Source organism: Collinsella sp. AF28-5AC (assembly GCF_003457875.1).
GTDB lineage: Bacteria > Actinomycetota > Coriobacteriia > Coriobacteriales > Coriobacteriaceae > Collinsella.
The window spans coordinates 191226-207409 of record NZ_QRTA01000003.1; the positions used below are offsets into that span (position 1 = coordinate 191226).

Consider the following 16184-nt stretch of genomic DNA (forward strand, 5'->3'; position numbering starts at 1 on the left):
GACCAGGGCGCAAAGCGGCGCAATCGCAATCTTGGTTTTACGTGTCAAACCAATTGCTGACCAAAAGCTGACCAGCCCGTCAAGCTCGTGGCAAGGTTTTGGTCAGCACGTCGGCAAACTGCATGTTTCGAGGCTTTTCCGCAGCAAAAAAGCCGTCTCCCGAACAGTTGGGAGACGGCTGTCATAGGAAAAATCAATTACAGATGAACATCGGGATCGAGTATTTGAGCGCTCACGCGCATGGATGACGCCAGGTTTTGGAACGTTTCCAAACGCAGACTGTCGATCTGCCCGGCGTCCTCGGCCTCGCGAACGGCACAACCCGGCTCATGGGTATGCGTGCAATCGCCAAACCGGCACGCGCGCGATGCCTCGACAATCTCGGGGAAGGCGCGCGCCAGACCCCGCTCGTGACCCACGAGCGGTAGGCTGCGCAGGCCCGGGGCATCGGCGATCACGCCGGCGTCGCCCGGCAGCGCCACCATCACACGCGCGACGGTAGTGTGACGGCCCTGGTCGTCGCGTTCGCGCACACCGCCAGTCGCCAACGTATCGTGGCCCAGCAGTGCATTGAGCAGCGTCGACTTGCCGGCACCCGACTCGCCCAGAATCATGGCGCAGCTCCCGGCGGGCACGCAGGCACGGACCTCGTCCAGGCCGCGGCCCTCGGCAGAGGACGTCACGATCACGCGCACGTCCGGGCCCACCAGGCGGCGCACGCGGTCCAGATCGCGCTCGAGCTCCTCGGCATCGCAGCGGTCAGCTTTGGTGAGCACCACCACCGGCTCGGCATCGCAGTCGAGCGCCAACACCAGCGAGCGCGCCACGCGGTCGAGCAGCACCTCGCCGGCACCGAGCGCCTGCACGATTAGCACGCTATCCACGTTGGAGCAGAGCACCTGGCGCTCTCCGCGGGCACGGCCGCGCCAACGCTCAAAGCTCGTACGGCGCGGCAGCACGCACTCAATCACGCCCATATCGTGCCCGGGAGCGCGGCGCACCGCCACACGGTCGCCCACGGCAGGCAGCAGGACCTCGTCCTCGCCGCGCGACTTGGCAAACCCCACGGCATGCTCGGCGCGGAAGGTATCGTCGGCAGTCGCCACCAGCGGAAACCCGCGATCTAAGCGCACCACGGCGCCAAGCTGCATCTGCTCGGGCTCCTCAGCATGTGCGCAGAAATCATCAAAGGCAGTCTGCTGGGTTTCATCGACCGGCAGGTCATCAAACGCCGGAACGTCCTGCAGCGCGTCAAGCCCCGGCACGCTTGCCAGCAGCTCCTCGGCAGATGCGGGGGCCTCGGTCGCAAGCTTCCGACGACGATCGCGCTTAGCCCGCGCCCCCGTCGTCCTTTTCTTCGCCTTAGCCTTCGCCTTGCCCACAAGCGCCTCCCAGCACCATAAATCACAACTGAGCAGGTATTTTAAATCAAAAAGAGCTGGCCGGGCAAAGCCCTAAATCAAAAAGAGCCGGTCGAGCAAACGCTCGATCGGCTCACAAACTTTCCCTCAGCCCTTTATCATCCGCGCGGGAGAAAAGCCAGCAAGGATACCGCAGGGCCCGCCCCGGAAGCCCTTTCTCCCGAACGATCCCGCAGCGCGAAGCGCGAGGACCAGTGAGGGAGAAAGGGCGTGGGGCGGGCCCGGACGAGAACGTTACTCCTTCTCGACCGCGCGCATGATCGCCTTGTAGATTTCCATCAGCGGGATGATCAGGAAGGCCAGGCCCAGCGCGGCAAGAACGCCCTTGAGCTCAAGCGTCACAGGGCCAAAGAACATCTCGGCAAGCGTCGGCTGCACGGTCACGATCACCGTCAGCACCAGTGCCAGCGCGGCGGAAGCCCACAGCCACTTGTTCTGCTTCTTCATGGTGAACAGCGACGCACGACGGCTGCGCATATTGAAGCAGTGGAAAATCTCGACCATGTTGAGCGTGATGAACGCCATCATCACGCCTTCCTCGTCGGCATTGCCGGCGATCATATCGGCGATGTGGATGTAGCCCATGTCAAAGTACACGCCCACAAAGAAGCTCGCCAGCACCAGCACGGTGATGATTAAGCCCTGGACCACGCAGTCCAGACCCATATGTCCGGCAAAGACACCGTCCTTGGCGTTGCGCGGCTTGCGCTTCATGATGTCACCCTCGGCATCCTCCATGCCCAGCGCGAGCGCGGGGAAGCAGTCGGTGACCAGGTTCACCCACAGCAGCTGCACCGGCTGGAAGATGGTAAAGCCGATGAGCGTGGCGATAAACACCGAGAATACCTCGGCAAGGTTGGCCGAAAGCAGGAACTGGATGACCTTGCGGATGTTGTCGTAGATGCGACGGCCCTCTTCGCAGGCACCGATGATGGTGGCGAAGTTGTCATCGGCAAGCACCATGTCGGCGACGTTCTTGGTGACGTCGGTGCCGGTGATGCCCATGCCAACGCCGATGTCGGCGCGCTTGATGGACGGGGCGTCGTTGACGCCGTCGCCCGTCATGGCCACGATCTGGTCGCGCGACTTCCAAGCCTCGACGATGCGGGTCTTATGCTCGGGCTGGACGCGGGCGTACACGCCGTAGTCCTCGATGTGCGCGTCGAGTTCCTCGTCGCTCATGCGATCGAGGTCGGCACCGGTGATGGCATGGCTGCGATCGGTGACGATGCCCAGCTGCTTGGCGATGGCCACGGCGGTGTCGATGTGGTCGCCCGTGATCATGACGGTGCGGATGCCGGCGTCGTGCGCCTCGCGGATAGCGTCGGCCACCTCGGGACGGACCGGGTCAATCATGCCGGACAGGCCACAGAAGACCAGGTCATGCTCAAGCGCAGCGGGGCTGCAGTCGGCGGGAACCTCGGTGTAGGTGCGGCTCGCCAGCGCCAGCACGCGCAGGGCCTCGTCTGCCATGGCCTTGTTGGCTGCCACGAGCTCGGCGCGACGCTCCTCGGTCAGCGGGACGACCTTTTCGCCCTCGTAGATATGGGTGCACAGGCCGATCACCACGTCTGGCGCGCCCTTGGTGTACTGCTCGTACTCGCCGTCCAGGGTCTCGACGACCACGGACATCATCTTGCGGCCCGAGTCGAACGGGGCCTCGCCCACGCGCGGGTGCTCGGCAGTCAGGCCAGTAAGACCAGCCTTGCCGGCATCGTTGACGAGTGCGCACTCGGTCGGCTCGCCCACGGCCTCGCCCAGCTCCTCGTCCCACTGGGCATCGGAGCACAGCGCCATGCCGGCCAGGAACTTCTCCTTGGGCGCAGCGAGCTCGTGCTTGACGACGGTCATCTTGTTCTGGGTAAGCGTGCCGGTCTTGTCCGAGCAGATGGTCTGCGTGCAGCCGAGCGTCTCGACAGCAGAAAGCTTGCGGATGATCGCCTGGCGCTTGGCCATCTTGGTCACGCCGAGCGAAAGGACGATGGTCACGACGGCGACCAGGCCCTCGGGGATGGCGGCGACGGCGAGCGAGACGGCGACCATAAAGGTGTCGAGCAGGGCAGTCGGGTCGGTAAGGACGTTACCCACGCCGTGACGGATGATGTCGACGCCAAAGATCACGACGCAGATGACGATAACCATAATGGTAAGAATACGGCTGAGCTCGGCGAGCTTCACCTGCAGCGGCGTGAGCTCTTCCTTGGCCTCGGCCAGGGCGCCAGCGATCTTGCCCATCTCGGTGTTCATGCCGGTACCGACCACGACGGCGCGACCGCGGCCGTACACCACGGTGGAGCCCATGTAGCACATGTTCTTGCGGTCGCCGAGCGGCACGTCGTCGGTGCCCGCGGCAAGCTCAATCACGTTGGCGTGCTTCTCGACCGGCACGGACTCGCCGGTCAGTGCGGCCTCTTCGATCTTCATCGTGGCGCTCTCGAGGACGCGGCAGTCGGCCGGGACGGAGTCGCCCGCCTCGAGCATGAGGACGTCGCCGGGCACGAGCTCGGCGCTCGGCAGATGCACGAGCTTGCCGTCGCGCAGCACCTTGGACTGCGCCGCGCTCATCTCCTGCAGGGCCTCGAGGGCCTCCTCGCTCTTGGCTTCCTGGACCACGCCCAGCACCGAGTTGACGATAACGACGAACATGATGATGGCGACATCGGCAAAGTCCGCCTCGCCCTTGACCATGCCCGTGAGTGCGCTGATGACGGCGGCAACGATCAGCATGATGACCATAGGGTCGGCCATCTGCTCAAAGAAACGCTTCCACAGCGGCGTCTTCTCGGCTTCCTCGAGCTTGTTAGGGCCTGTCTTGGCGAGGCGCGACGACGCCTCGCCGTTGCTCAGGCCGAGATTCTCATCGACGCCTTGGTCGCTGAGCACCTCCGCCGCGGCGGACAGGTATTCCTTTTGCATATAGAGTCCCCTCCTGGGATTCGGGCCACTCAGCAGATTGATGCCCGATCATAATTCCCAGGAGGGCAAGGGCTCATCAAGGCTGCCGTGCTGAGCGGCAGTTGATAGTGGAGCTATGGTACCCCAAAGCGACGCGTCTAGCCAAAACATTCCATCTGGAAACACGGCACAGGCGCAACGGTGCAGACAGTGTGATGCTCAAGATTGATAAAACGTTTTTTCTTCGGCGCATCATCGAACTAAAATATCGCCCAGATAGCAGCGGTTAGAACGGTTGGTAAAGTTTTGCATATACCGTTTTTCCGCAAAAAATGAACTTCTAATTCGGCATACGGTCGATTTTTTGGGGTATTCGGTCGGCATTTCGTTATAATCATCTCAGTTTTATTTCTTATGGTTTATCTATCAGCGCAAGACGATGTCAGATGGAGGTCTGAATGTACAAGCGCACCAAGATTGTATGCACCATGGGTCCCGCCTGCGATAGCGACGAGACCATCCGCGAGATGATCAAGGCGGGCATGAACGTCGCCCGTTTTAACTTCTCGCACGGCTCCTACGACGAGCACCACGGTCGCATCGAGCGCGTCCGCCGTATTTCCAAGGAGCTCGGCATGCCCGTCGGCATCCTGCTCGACACCAAGGGCCCCGAGGTCCGCACCGGCCTTTTGGTCGACGGCAAGAAGGTTGCCGTCAAGACCGGCGACAAGATCGTCGTCACCGCTCAGCCCACGTCCGAGGATTTCCACGGCACCGCTGAGCACATCTCCCTCGACTACCTGGCTCTGCCCTCCGAGGTCGAGAAGGGCTCCCTCATCCTGATCGATGACGGCCTGGTTGCCCTCGAGGTCGAGTCCGTCGACGGCCAGGACATGACCTGCGTCGTTAAGAACGACGGCCTGATTGGCGAGCGCAAGGGCGTCAACATGCCCAACGTCAACATCTCTCTGCCCGCCATCACCGAGCGCGATCGTCAGGACATCCTCTTTGGCCTGACCGAGAACATCGACTACATCGCCGCTTCCTTCATCCGTGACGGCGAGTCCGTCCGCGGCATCCGCAAGCTTTGCCGCGAGAACGGTGGCGAGCACGTGACGATCTTCCCGAAGATCGAGTGCGCCCTGGGCGTCGAAAACTTCGACGAGATCCTCGAGGCTTCCGACGGCATCATGGTCGCCCGTGGCGACCTGGGCATCGAGATCAAGCCCGAGCTCGTTCCGCACATCCAGAAGGAGATCATCGCCAAGTGCAACGCGGCCTACAAGCCCGTTATCACCGCTACGCAGATGCTCGACTCCATGCAGCAAAACCCGCGCCCGACGCGCGCCGAGGTTGCCGACGTTGCTAACGCCATCTACGACGGCACCGACGCCGTTATGCTGTCCGGCGAGTCCGCTGCCGGTAAGTACCCGGTCGAGGCCGTCAAGATGCAGGCCAGCATCGCTCTCGAGACTGAGAAGTACCTCCCGGCTCACGCTCCGCTCGAGGTTCCGGCCGATGCTCACGGCACCCGCGTCGTCAACAACGTTGTGGGTATGTCCGCTGTGAACATGGCTACCACCGTTGGCGCCAAGTGCATCACCGTGCCGACGACCACCGGTCGTACCGCTCGCCTGATCTCGCACTTCCGTCCCAACATGCCGATCTGCGCGTTCTCCCGCCACGAGTGGGCCGTCCAGCAGATGATCATGTACTGGGGCGTTATCCCGCACCAGGCAGAGATTACCCAGGGCACCGTCAACGGCACGATTGTCAAGGCGATCGAGACCGCTAAGGAGCTCGGCTACGTCGAGGCCGGCGACCTGACCGTCGCCACCGCCGGCGATCCCCGCATGAGCGTCCAGCTCGAGGACAAGGTCTCCTCGACCAACGTCGCTTACGTCGCTCAGGTGCGCTAAAACGCACTTGCAAGCAGATTTGCATTGCAAAGGGCACGGAAGGCATTGCCTTCCGGGCCCTTTTTTAAGACCTTCTTCATATGCCGCTTCATCGATTTGCGTTCAATCGCAAGCCTCTCCGATGCCGAGCGCACCACCGAAGACGCCCTGCGACGGGAGTTGTTGGTCAATTGGGGTGAACTGTTCGCCGTCAAGCCGGCCGGCTAGCAGCTAGCGATCAGAGGGACTGCGGGGACGCCAGAAGCGGCAACGCGAGCCGCAAAGCCCGCCTCGGTCAGCTCGATGACCTCGGTAAACGTTGCGTCGAAGAATTCCTCGGTCAGCAGGCGGTATGGCGGATGGTCGGGCTCGCCGGGGTTTTCGCGTACAATCTCGTGCATAACGCCAATGGTCTTGAGCACATACTCCTTATGGATGGGATACTGACCAAAACGCGTCGCCGCAGTATACAGGCGATCGGTCGCGCGCGGAATCGAAACGATCCCGAGCGTCTTACCAAACCAGTCAAAGTCGCCTTGCTTTTTAATGCGGAATTCCTCGCACGGCTTGCCGCCGTGCGCCTCCAGGTACTGATTCACGCGCGTATTCCACACGGTATCGGCCACGAGGTGAGACCAAACGCCCAGCGTCAGATCGAGCAGCGACTGCGCCACGTCATCGGGCGCGAGCGAAAGCTCGCTAGCACCGGGACCGGCAACCGGCTCGGCATCCTTGTAGCGTTGGGGATAGTGCACGCGATTCAGTCGCTCGCGCTCCTCGATAATCGAGGTCGCCGCGGCTGGCGCACCGGTGGGTGAACTTTTAAGCAACGGTGCCACATAGGTATCCCAGAACTCGTGCTCACGCGGCTTAGGGATAGGCTCGGGCTTGGCAAAGTGCGTAATGCGGTACGGGATGGGATCGGCGATGCCAGGGACCATATAGCCCACGAAAATATCCGGAACCACGCAGCCAAACAAAAAGGCATTGCGGTCGCGCACGCTCTTGGCAAGCGCACCGGTGCGCTCCAGCAAACGCTCCGTCTGAGCGATATGAATGTTCCAGCTTGGCATAGCCACCCCCATAAAAAACCTGGATAACTATACCATCACGGCAAAGCCGCGCGGGCGGCTACGCACGCTCTACGCAGCAACTAGTCCGTAGCACCGCTTTCGGTTCCATACGACGGCGAAGGCGCCTCGACCACATGGTGATATCGATCGATATAGATTGCACGGGCACCCAGGCGTCGCACCAAATCCTGGTGATGTGTGCTCATCAAGACCGTCTTACCCGCCGCGACGTAGGCCAGCAAGAAGTTGACCACGATGTCGCATGAATCCTCGTCGAGCCCATTGGTAGGCTCGTCGAGGACCAAGATATCCGGGTTCATCGACACCACCGCAGCCAGCGCAACGCGCTTCTTTTGCCCGCCCGAGAGCTGATAGGGAGAGGCGTCGGCAAGGTCGGCAACCTGGAACAGCCCCATGGCATCGCGCACACGGCGCTCGAGCTCGTCTGCCGGCAGTCCCATCTGCGCGGGACCAAAAGCAACTTCCTCGCCCACCGTAGCGCAGAACAGCTGGGCGTCGGCATTCTGGAACACAAAGCCCACGCGCTGATGAAAACGCTGAGCGGCCGCGGAATCCTTTAGAAACGCCGCATCGACCACGTGCCCGTCGAACAGGTATGCCCCTGCGTCCGCGAGCTCAAGGCCGTTAATAAGGCGCATAATCGTCGTCTTACCGCAGCCGTTGGGACCGAGCAGGGCAACGAGTTCACCACGATCGACCTGCAGCGACACGCCATCGACAACCGTATGCCCCGCATAGGAGAACACCACGTCGCGCAGCTCGATGAGCGGCGCGACCTCGGCGCCGCCCGCACCGTTCGTGCCCGCCGCACTATTCATATCGATCGTCAAAACGTCGCCCTTCCCTATTTGCATCCCCAGCCGGAACCAGCAGCGCCTACAGCACGGCGCACAACACCGCCAGCAGCGCCACGCCGGCCGCATAGACCGCATCGCGCCAGCCAAACCCGGCGCGCGCGGGCGCCGGATACGCACCCGCAAAACCGCGGCACAGCATGGCCTCGTCCATCGCGCGGCTGCATTCCATCGCCTTGATAAAGGTCATGCCCATGATACCCGCGATCGAATCGGTACGCGAAAATCCCTCAGGCGCACGGCCAACGCTGCGCAGCATGACCGATTCGCACAAATTGTGCGCCGTGCGACCCAGCACCTCGACGTGCTTGAGCGCCATATCAAACGTAAAGATAACTTCGTCGGGCAGATGAAGCATCTTGAGCGCCGCCGACATGCGGCTCCACGTGAGGGTCCACGAAACGCCCAGCACCAGCGACACATTAATGAAGGTCTTGAGCGCAATTTTGAGCATGGCGCCCGTAGCGGAAGCGCCCAGCAGCAGGGCAGGCAGCGCCAAAACCACTGCGAGCCCCGCGGCGCCAAGCGCCGGCACAAAGGTCGCCCGCAGCCCGCGTACGGGGCGCACGGCAACGAGCACCAGCGCAATGGCCGCCATCAACATGAGGTACAGCGGGCTCTGTGTCAGACACACGCACAGGACGCAAACGAACATCCCCACCAGGCGCACCGGAGCCGAAACGCAAGAAAGGGCGCGGTCGACCATCGACCCGCCCCCGTGCGCGCCTCCACCCAGGCGAACCCGCTCAAGCAGGCTCGCCAGGTGCAGGACATTCTGTTGCATTACGCGATGCCGAGCGCCCGTGGGCTCGTAACGCTGCTCGTCCGCAAGCCAGCTAGGCAGCTCGACCGTCGCCATGAGCCCCGTTTTCCTTAACCGTCAGCGATATCAAACGAAATGCGATGGTGAGCACCGCCACGCCAATTACGCCCGAGAGGATATACATGGCAGCCTGGCCGGCAAAGCCAAGACCCTGCTCCTCGGAATAGGCCTGCAGATAATCGCCCGTGGGCAGTGCGTCGGCAAAGGTCGGGATATCGAGGCCGACCGAAGCCTGCAGGCTGTCGTCGCCAGCCTCCTGAACGGCGGTCGCGGCGCCCTCGGCGTCCCACTCGCCCCATGCGTCACCTGTGGCAAGCAAGCCGAGCGGCGTAGCCACGACAAGCACGGCAACCAAGATGAGCGTGGGGACCAGCGAGGTCTTCTTGGCAGCAGCACCCTCGGCAGTAAGCTGGCCATCGACGGCCTCGGGCCCGACGATAACGCTCGGCGCCGTCTTCTTAATGAAACCGTAGATGGCGGCCGTCGCCACGCCCTCGATCACGCCGGCAACCAGCATATGCGGGATCAACATGGCCGGAATAGCCACGGACAGCGGGAAAGGACAGTACAGCGGCGCGCCCGAAGCGTTGGTAAAGAGCATCGGCTGAATACCAAACTCGATTGCCGCGCACAGGGCCGCCAGGCACAGGCCGACCCAACCGCTCACGACGGCAGAAACCGAGGTGCCCCAGCTCTTGTCGTGCAGGCGGCTGTTGAGCGCACGGAACACGATAGCAGCGACAAACGGCAGCACAAAGGCCATGTTAAAGCAGTTAGCGCCAAACGACAGAACGCCGCCGTCGCCAAACAGCAGCGCCTGCAGCGCCAGCGCAACCGAGACAGCGATAGCCGCGGCCTCGGGGCCTAGCAGCAGTGCAATGAGCGCGCCGCCGACGGCGTGACCTGTGGTGCCGCCGGGCAGCGGCACATTGAACATCATAAGCAGGAAGGAGAACGCGGCGCAGATGCCCAGGAAAGCCATGTGCTCGCGATCGAGCGTGGCGCGCACTTTCTTGATGCAGTGGATCCAAACGGGCACCATCGCCACTGCCATGACGGCATCGGTCTGCGGGGACAGATAATTATCTGGAATGTGCATGTACGCCTCCCGGTTATCGGCGCACGGAATTGCAACGCCGCTTGAATCACCTTTCCAGTGTTACGTAATGTCAGATTCGTAACACGCCGCGGGCTATCATAGCAAAACGGCGCACTGCCGACAAAGCAGCACGCCGTTATGTAATGCGCGTGTCATATATGAAGGCTCAACGGTGCCTTATACCGAAAACAGCAGTCACGTAAGACTCGGCGGCAGCCGACGCTGGCCTATATCCGGCGCAGGACCTAGCCGCGGACCTCGCCGTTTACGCCCTTGCACACCTTGGTGACGATCTTCTGGTGCGCCTTTTCGACCTCTTCGCTGGTGAGCGTGTGGTCGTCGGAGCGATACGTAAGCGCAAAGGCCATGGATTTCTTGCCCTTGCCGATGCGGACCGGATCGCGGTAGACATCGAACAGGCGCACGCCCTCGAGCAGCTTGCCGCCGGCACTCGTAATACGACGCTCAAGATCCTCGCAGGTCACAGTGTTGTCGACCACGATAGCAAGGTCGTGCTCAACGGCCGGGTACTGCGAGAACTCACGGTAGTTCTCCTGGTTGCGGGCGCCCTTGATCAGCTTATCCAAGTCGAGCTCAAAGGCGACGACGACCTCGTCAATGCCCATAGCCTCGCGCGCCTCGGGGTGGATCTCGCCAACCCAGCCCAGCACGGTACCGCCCGAGAGCACCTCGGCAGCACGACCCGGCTGCAGGAAGGCATAGCTCTCGCCCTCGACGGGACGGAAGCGAACCTTCTCAATGCGCAGCTGGGCAAGCAGCTCCTCGACGATGCCCTTGCCAAAGAAGAAACGCAGCTTGCGGTACTTCATGTTCCAAGACTGCTCGCTCCACTGACCCGAGAGCACGCCCGCGACGGACTTGGTCTCCTTGGGCAGGCTGGCATTCTCGCGACCGTGGAACAGACTGCCGACCTCGTACAGGTGCACGTTGGGCGTGCCGTGGGCCTCGTTATAGGCAACGGACTGTAGCAGGCCCGGCAGCAGCGAACGACGCATCTCGGTCTGCTCGGCCACCAGCGGGTTCATGAGCACCACGGGGCAGCCGCGGCCTTCGGTGGACATGCCGATCTTCTCCAGGTCGCCCGGGGCGGCAAAGCCAAAGGTCGTGGTCTCGTTGAGGCCACAGGCGCGCAGGATCTCGCCGACCTTGCGGGTAAGCTTCTGCTCGCGCGTCAGACCGCCGATGTGGTTCTTGGCAGCCGGAATGGTCGCCGTCACGCGGCCCATGCCCCACAGGCGCAAGACCTCCTCGATCAGATCGATCTCGCGCGGCAGGTCGGGACGGAAGCTCGGCGGCGTGACCATAAAGTCCTCGCCGTCGCGCTCGACGGTGCAGCCCAGGCGGGTGAGCGAGCGCTCGATAAAGTCGGGCTCGATGTCGGCGCCGCAGATGGCGTGCACGCGGGCCAAGCGCAGCTTGATGCTATCGATGGTCTTGGGCGCGGGGAACACATCAACGTAGCCGGGAGCGACCTCGCCGCCGGCGATCTCCTCAATCAGCGCGCAGGTAACGTTGGCGACATCCATGCAACCGGTCTCATCGACCTGACGCTCAAAGCGAATGGAGGCATCGGAGATCAGCGACAGGTCGCGGCTGGTGTGCGAGGTGCGACCGGCGTTGAAGCAGGCGCTCTCGACCATCACGTCGACGGTGTCGTCCTCGATCTCAGAATCCATGCCGCCCATAACGCCGGCCAGCGCCACGGGACGCTCGCCGTCGGTGATGAGGCCCATGCCGGCGTCGAGCGTGCGCTCCTCGCCGTCGAGGGTCGTGAACTTCTCATCCTGCTGGGCGGCGCGAACCACCACGCGGCGATGGCCATCGCGCTCGGCAAAGGTGTCCAGGTCAAAGGCGTGCAGCGGCTGACCGGTGAGCATCATCACGTAGTTGGTGATGTCAACGATGTTGTTGTGTGGGCGCACGCCCAGGGCGTTGAGGCGCTTGACCATCCAGTCGGGCGAGGGGCCGACCTTCACGTTGCGCACGATGCGGGCGACGTAGCGGTCGCACAGGCCCTCGTCGGCAATCTCGACCGAAAGCTCGTCGTCGGTCGCGCGGCCGGTCTCGACCTTGATGGCGGGCAGCTCAACGTGGAAATCGCGATCGAAGATGGCGCCGGTCTCGCGGGCCATGCCGATCATGGACAGGCAGTCGGGACGGTTGGGCGTGATCTCACAGTCGAGCACGGTGTCGCTCGAGCCCACGTACTCGGCAAACGGCATGCCACAAGGCGTATCCTCGGGCAGGATCATGATGCCGGAGTGATCGCCACCCAGGCCGAGCTCGCGCGCAGAGCAGTTCATGCCCATGGACACGACGCCGCGAAGCTTGCTCTTCTTGATCTTGACGTCACCGGGAAGCACAGCGCCGATCATTGCCGTGACGATGTGGTCGCCAGCCTCAAAGTTCTGCGCGCCGCAAACGATCTGCAGCGGGGCGGGGTTGCCGTCGGCGTCGAGATTCTTGTCGCCCACGTCGACCGAGCACACATACATGTGGTCGCTATCGGGGTGCGGGGTCTTGGTGAGCACCTTGGCAGTCACCACGTGGTCGAAGGACTCGCCCACGGTGTCGATCGCCTCGACCTCGGTGCCGGTACGGATATATTCGTCCGAAAGGGTCTTGGGATCCTCCGGAATATCGATCATGGTCTTGAGCCAGTCGTAAGAAACGCGCATCTAACTGGTCTCCTTTCATAAATGCGGCTTTGAGCCGGAAACTGCAACTAAGAAGAAAGCGTTCTAGAACTGGTTCAAGAACCTCATGTCACCAGTCATCAACGTGCGCAGGTCGGGCAGGTCGTAGCGCAGTGCCGCGACGCGCTCGGCGCCAATACCAAAGGCGAAGCCGGTGTACTTCTCGGGGTCGATGCCGCAGTTGATCAGGACGTTGGGGTCGACCATGCCGCAGCCCAGGATCTCGATCCAGCCGCTGTGCTTGCAGAAGTTGCAGCCCTTGCCGCCGCAGACGTGGCAGCTCACGTCCACCTCGCAGCTAGGCTCGGTGAAGGGGAAGAAGTGCGGACGGTAGCGCGTCTTGCGGTCCTCGCCAAACATGCACTTAACAAAGTAGTCGAGCGTGCCCTTCAGGTCGCCAAAGGTGATGCCCTCGTCGACGACCAGGCCTTCGATCTGGTTGAACTGCGGCAGGTGACAGGCGTCGGCCGTGTCGGGACGATAGACGGTGCCCGGGCAGATCATGTAGATGGGCGGCTTCTGCGACTCCATGGTGTGGATCTGCACGCCCGAGGTCTGGGTGCGCAGCAGCACGTCGGACTCGCCGTGAGCGTGAGCCTCGGGATGCGCGACGCTGCCGGGATTGTTGTCGACCACATAGAACGTGTCGCGGGCCGATCGGCTCGGGTGATCCATGGGCGCGTTGAGCGCGGTGAAGTTGTAGTAGGAGGTATCGACCATGGGGCCGGACTCGACGGTGTAGCCGATGCCGCAGAAGATGTCCTCGGCCTCCTCGATGATCTGCTTGATCAGGTGCTGGTGACCGATCTGCGGACGGATGCCCGGCAGCGTGATGTCGACGGCCTCGTGCTCGAGCGCGTGCTTGAGGGCGGCAGCCTTCATCTCGGTGGTGCGCTCGTCGAGCATGCCCTCGATCAGCTGGCGCATCTCGTTGGCGCGTTTGCCCATCATGGGACGATCCTCGGGGGCGAGCTTGCCCATCATGCGCATCAGGCCGGTGATACGGCCCTTGCGACCGAGCAGCTCAACGCGCGCGGCCTCGAGCTTGGCGGCGTCGTCAGCGCTAGTGACGAGCTCCTTGGCCTCTTCCTCGAGTTTGACCAGATCATCAATCAGACTCATGTCTTCCCTTTCGTCTCTCGCGCATCCGCGCTCCGGGACGGCTGACGCCGCCCGATGTTGCGGATGCGCGGCCCGGTTCGGTAACAAAAAAAACCGCCCTCGGGCATGTACATTGCCCAAGGACGGTTGAATTCCGCGGTACCACCTTGTTTGACCCGGCGGATGTCTGGCCCGCCGCGCCCACTCTGTGCCTCTTGTCGCGAGGCTCACGGCTTCCCTACTGGGACTTTGCTGCCACTGGCCGCGTGCCCGTTGAGGTCGCTGCTCGGGAGTGAACGCTTGGCCCTTGCCACCGCAGGAAGGCTTGCAGCCCATGACCTTCCCTCTCTTGCCGGCGACGCGGCGGGCAAAACCCTCTCCGTCAACGCATTGGGCTATAGGATAACACATTTCGCGAGTGCATCGCCGCGTTCCGTTTTGTTCGCGCTGGGTACAAGGCAGGTAGCTGTGCAAACTGGCCGCGCACCCGCCTGCGGCGCTCGGCCTGCGAGATTAAGGATACGGTATGGGAAAGAAACTCGATAAGAAGGCCAAGGCCGCCGTGGCAAAGGCCGCCAAGGGCGTCAAGGCCGCTAAAGTCGACAAGGCCGTCAAAAAGTTCCGCAAACTCGAGGGCAAGCTGTGGACTCGCGAGTACCTGCTCAAGATTGCCGAGTTCGATGGGGCGACGATTGCTCCTGCCAACGGCGCTGCCGCCCGTGCCGACGCCATGGGCACGCTTGCCGGCGAGCATCACAAGCTGCTGACCAGCGAGAAGTCCGTTGAGCTCGTACGCTCGTTAGCGCGCGAGACGGTTGCAGGCGGACACGTAGACGACCCGCAGCTGCTCGACGAGATTCGCGTGCTCGGCCGCGACCAGCGCGAGGCAAGCGTTATTCCTACCGAGGAGGCCGAGGCCTGGACCAGGCTCACCTGCGAGGCCGACGCCGTGTGGCATAAGGCCAAGACGGCCAACGACTGGGCGAGCTTTGAGCCCTATGTGGATAGAATCGTCGCCCAACTTAAGCATCAGGCCGAACTCATGGACCCCAAGCGCGACCCATACGACGTTTGGCTCGACCAGTACGAGCGCGGCCTTTCTGCCGAGAGCTTCGACGCGTTTTGCGAGGAGGTCAAGGCCACGGTCGTGCCGCTCGTGCACGCCATCGGCGAGCGCGGCCAGCAGCCCGCTGCCGACTTTTTGCACGCCCGCGTGCCCGAGGCCGCCCAGCGCGCCATGAGCTTCGACCTGATGAAGCTCGTCGGCCTGAACCTGGACGACACCACGCTTGCCTTTACCGAGCACCCGTTTAGCGAGGGCTTTGCCGTGGGTGACGCGCGCATCGCGACACACATCTACGAGGACGATTGCATCTCCAACGTCTACAGCATCATCCACGAGGCGGGGCACACCATGTACGAGCTGGGCGTCAATCCCGCCTATGCGCGCACCTGCCTGGAGGGCGGCACCTCCATGGGCATCCACGAGAGCCAGAGCCGCTTCTTTGAGAACACCGTGGGCCGCAGCCGTGCCTTTATGGGACCGCTGCTCGAGGTGCTGCGCCGCCACGCACCCGAGGTCTACGGCGACGTCGACGAGGACACGCTCTACCACGCCGTGAACATCGCGCAGCCTTCGCTGATCCGCACCGAGGCCGACGAGCTCACCTATCCGCTGCACGTTATGGTGCGCTACGAGATCGAGCGCATGCTGTTTACCGGCGAGGCCACGGCCAAGGACATCCCCGCGCTTTGGAATCGCTTTATGGATGAGTACCTGGGCATTCCCGTTCCCGACGACACGCACGGCTGCCTACAGGATACGCACTGGAGCGGCGGCTCGTTTGGCTACTTCCCCACGTATGCGCTGGGCAGTGCCTACGATGCCATGTTTGTGCCGGCCATGTGCCGCGACGGTGTCGACCTTACCGGCGCCTGCGCGAGCGGCGACCTGACACCTGTCCGCGCCTGGCTGGGCGAGCACATTTGGCAGTGGGGCCGCGCCAAGGACGCGCCGGAGCTCATCAAGGGCGCGTGCGGCATGGCGTTCGATGCCCGCTACTACTGCAGCCACCTGCAGGACAAGTTCACCACGCTCTACGAACTGTAAGGCATAACCGACACGCCAACGCAAAGGGGACGCCGCGGAACCAATCCGCAGCGTCCCCTTTTTTCACCCAATAACTAGGTACCTAATGACTAGTTCGTTGACGCTAATGTCTTGGCAACGTCAGACACTATGACCCAATCCAGGGGCACGGAAACGACAGGAGCCCCCGCTC

The 16184-nt window shown here is 62.7% G+C and carries 10 protein-coding genes; 2 read left to right on the forward strand and 8 right to left on the reverse strand.

What is annotated here, in order from left to right; translation table 11 throughout:
* Nucleotides 1–197 precede the first annotated feature (197 nt).
* Nucleotides 198–1151: a ribosome small subunit-dependent GTPase A gene (gene rsgA, locus DWZ01_RS04060; protein WP_199411404.1), complete on the reverse strand. Its 954-nt coding sequence runs from the start codon at nucleotides 1149–1151 to the stop codon at nucleotides 198–200.
* A 504-nt stretch (nucleotides 1152–1655) separates the two neighbouring features.
* Nucleotides 1656–4337, reverse strand: a complete 2682-nt coding sequence (locus DWZ01_RS04065) for a cation-translocating P-type ATPase (protein ID WP_117770502.1) — start codon at nucleotides 4335–4337, stop codon at nucleotides 1656–1658.
* A gap of 437 nt (nucleotides 4338–4774) precedes the next feature.
* On the opposite strand from DWZ01_RS04065, the gene pyk reads away from it, so the two are divergent.
* A complete protein-coding gene (pyk, locus tag DWZ01_RS04070) occupies nucleotides 4775–6235 on the forward strand; it encodes a pyruvate kinase (RefSeq protein WP_117770501.1) in 1461 nt (486 codons plus the stop codon).
* A 203-nt stretch (nucleotides 6236–6438) separates the two neighbouring features.
* On the opposite strand, the gene DWZ01_RS04075 is transcribed toward pyk, so the two are convergent.
* The 6 genes from DWZ01_RS04075 to pheS form a co-directional block, all read right to left on the reverse strand.
* Nucleotides 6439–7287 (reverse strand): hypothetical protein, encoded by an 849-nt coding sequence (locus DWZ01_RS04075; RefSeq protein WP_117770500.1) that lies wholly within the window; start codon nucleotides 7285–7287, stop codon nucleotides 6439–6441.
* A gap of 80 nt (nucleotides 7288–7367) precedes the next feature.
* Nucleotides 7368–8138, reverse strand: a complete 771-nt coding sequence (locus tag DWZ01_RS04080; RefSeq protein WP_233504668.1) for an energy-coupling factor ABC transporter ATP-binding protein — start codon at nucleotides 8136–8138, stop codon at nucleotides 7368–7370.
* A 46-nt stretch (nucleotides 8139–8184) separates the two neighbouring features.
* A complete protein-coding gene (locus DWZ01_RS04085) occupies nucleotides 8185–9021 on the reverse strand; it encodes an energy-coupling factor transporter transmembrane protein EcfT (protein WP_117848155.1) in 837 nt (278 codons plus the stop codon).
* Nucleotides 8999–10084 carry a cobalt transporter CbiM gene (cbiM, locus tag DWZ01_RS04090; RefSeq protein WP_117848156.1) on the reverse strand — a complete coding sequence of 362 codons (1086 nt, stop codon included), beginning with the start codon at nucleotides 10082–10084 and terminating at the stop codon, nucleotides 8999–9001. The genes DWZ01_RS04085 and cbiM overlap by 23 nt, the downstream gene beginning before the upstream one ends.
* 245 nt (nucleotides 10085–10329) lie before the next feature.
* Nucleotides 10330–12783: a phenylalanine--tRNA ligase subunit beta gene (gene pheT / locus DWZ01_RS04095; protein WP_117770496.1), complete on the reverse strand. Its 2454-nt coding sequence runs from the start codon at nucleotides 12781–12783 to the stop codon at nucleotides 10330–10332.
* Nucleotides 12784–12846: 63 nt separating this feature from the next.
* Complete coding sequence (gene pheS / locus DWZ01_RS04100) at nucleotides 12847–13923, reverse strand: phenylalanine--tRNA ligase subunit alpha (RefSeq protein ID WP_117770495.1); 1077 nt, start codon at nucleotides 13921–13923, stop codon at nucleotides 12847–12849.
* 505 nt (nucleotides 13924–14428) lie between these two features.
* On the opposite strand from pheS, the gene DWZ01_RS04105 reads away from it, so the two are divergent.
* Nucleotides 14429–16012, forward strand: a complete 1584-nt coding sequence (locus DWZ01_RS04105; protein WP_117770494.1) for a carboxypeptidase M32 — start codon at nucleotides 14429–14431, stop codon at nucleotides 16010–16012.
* Nucleotides 16013–16184: the final 172 nt, after the last annotated feature.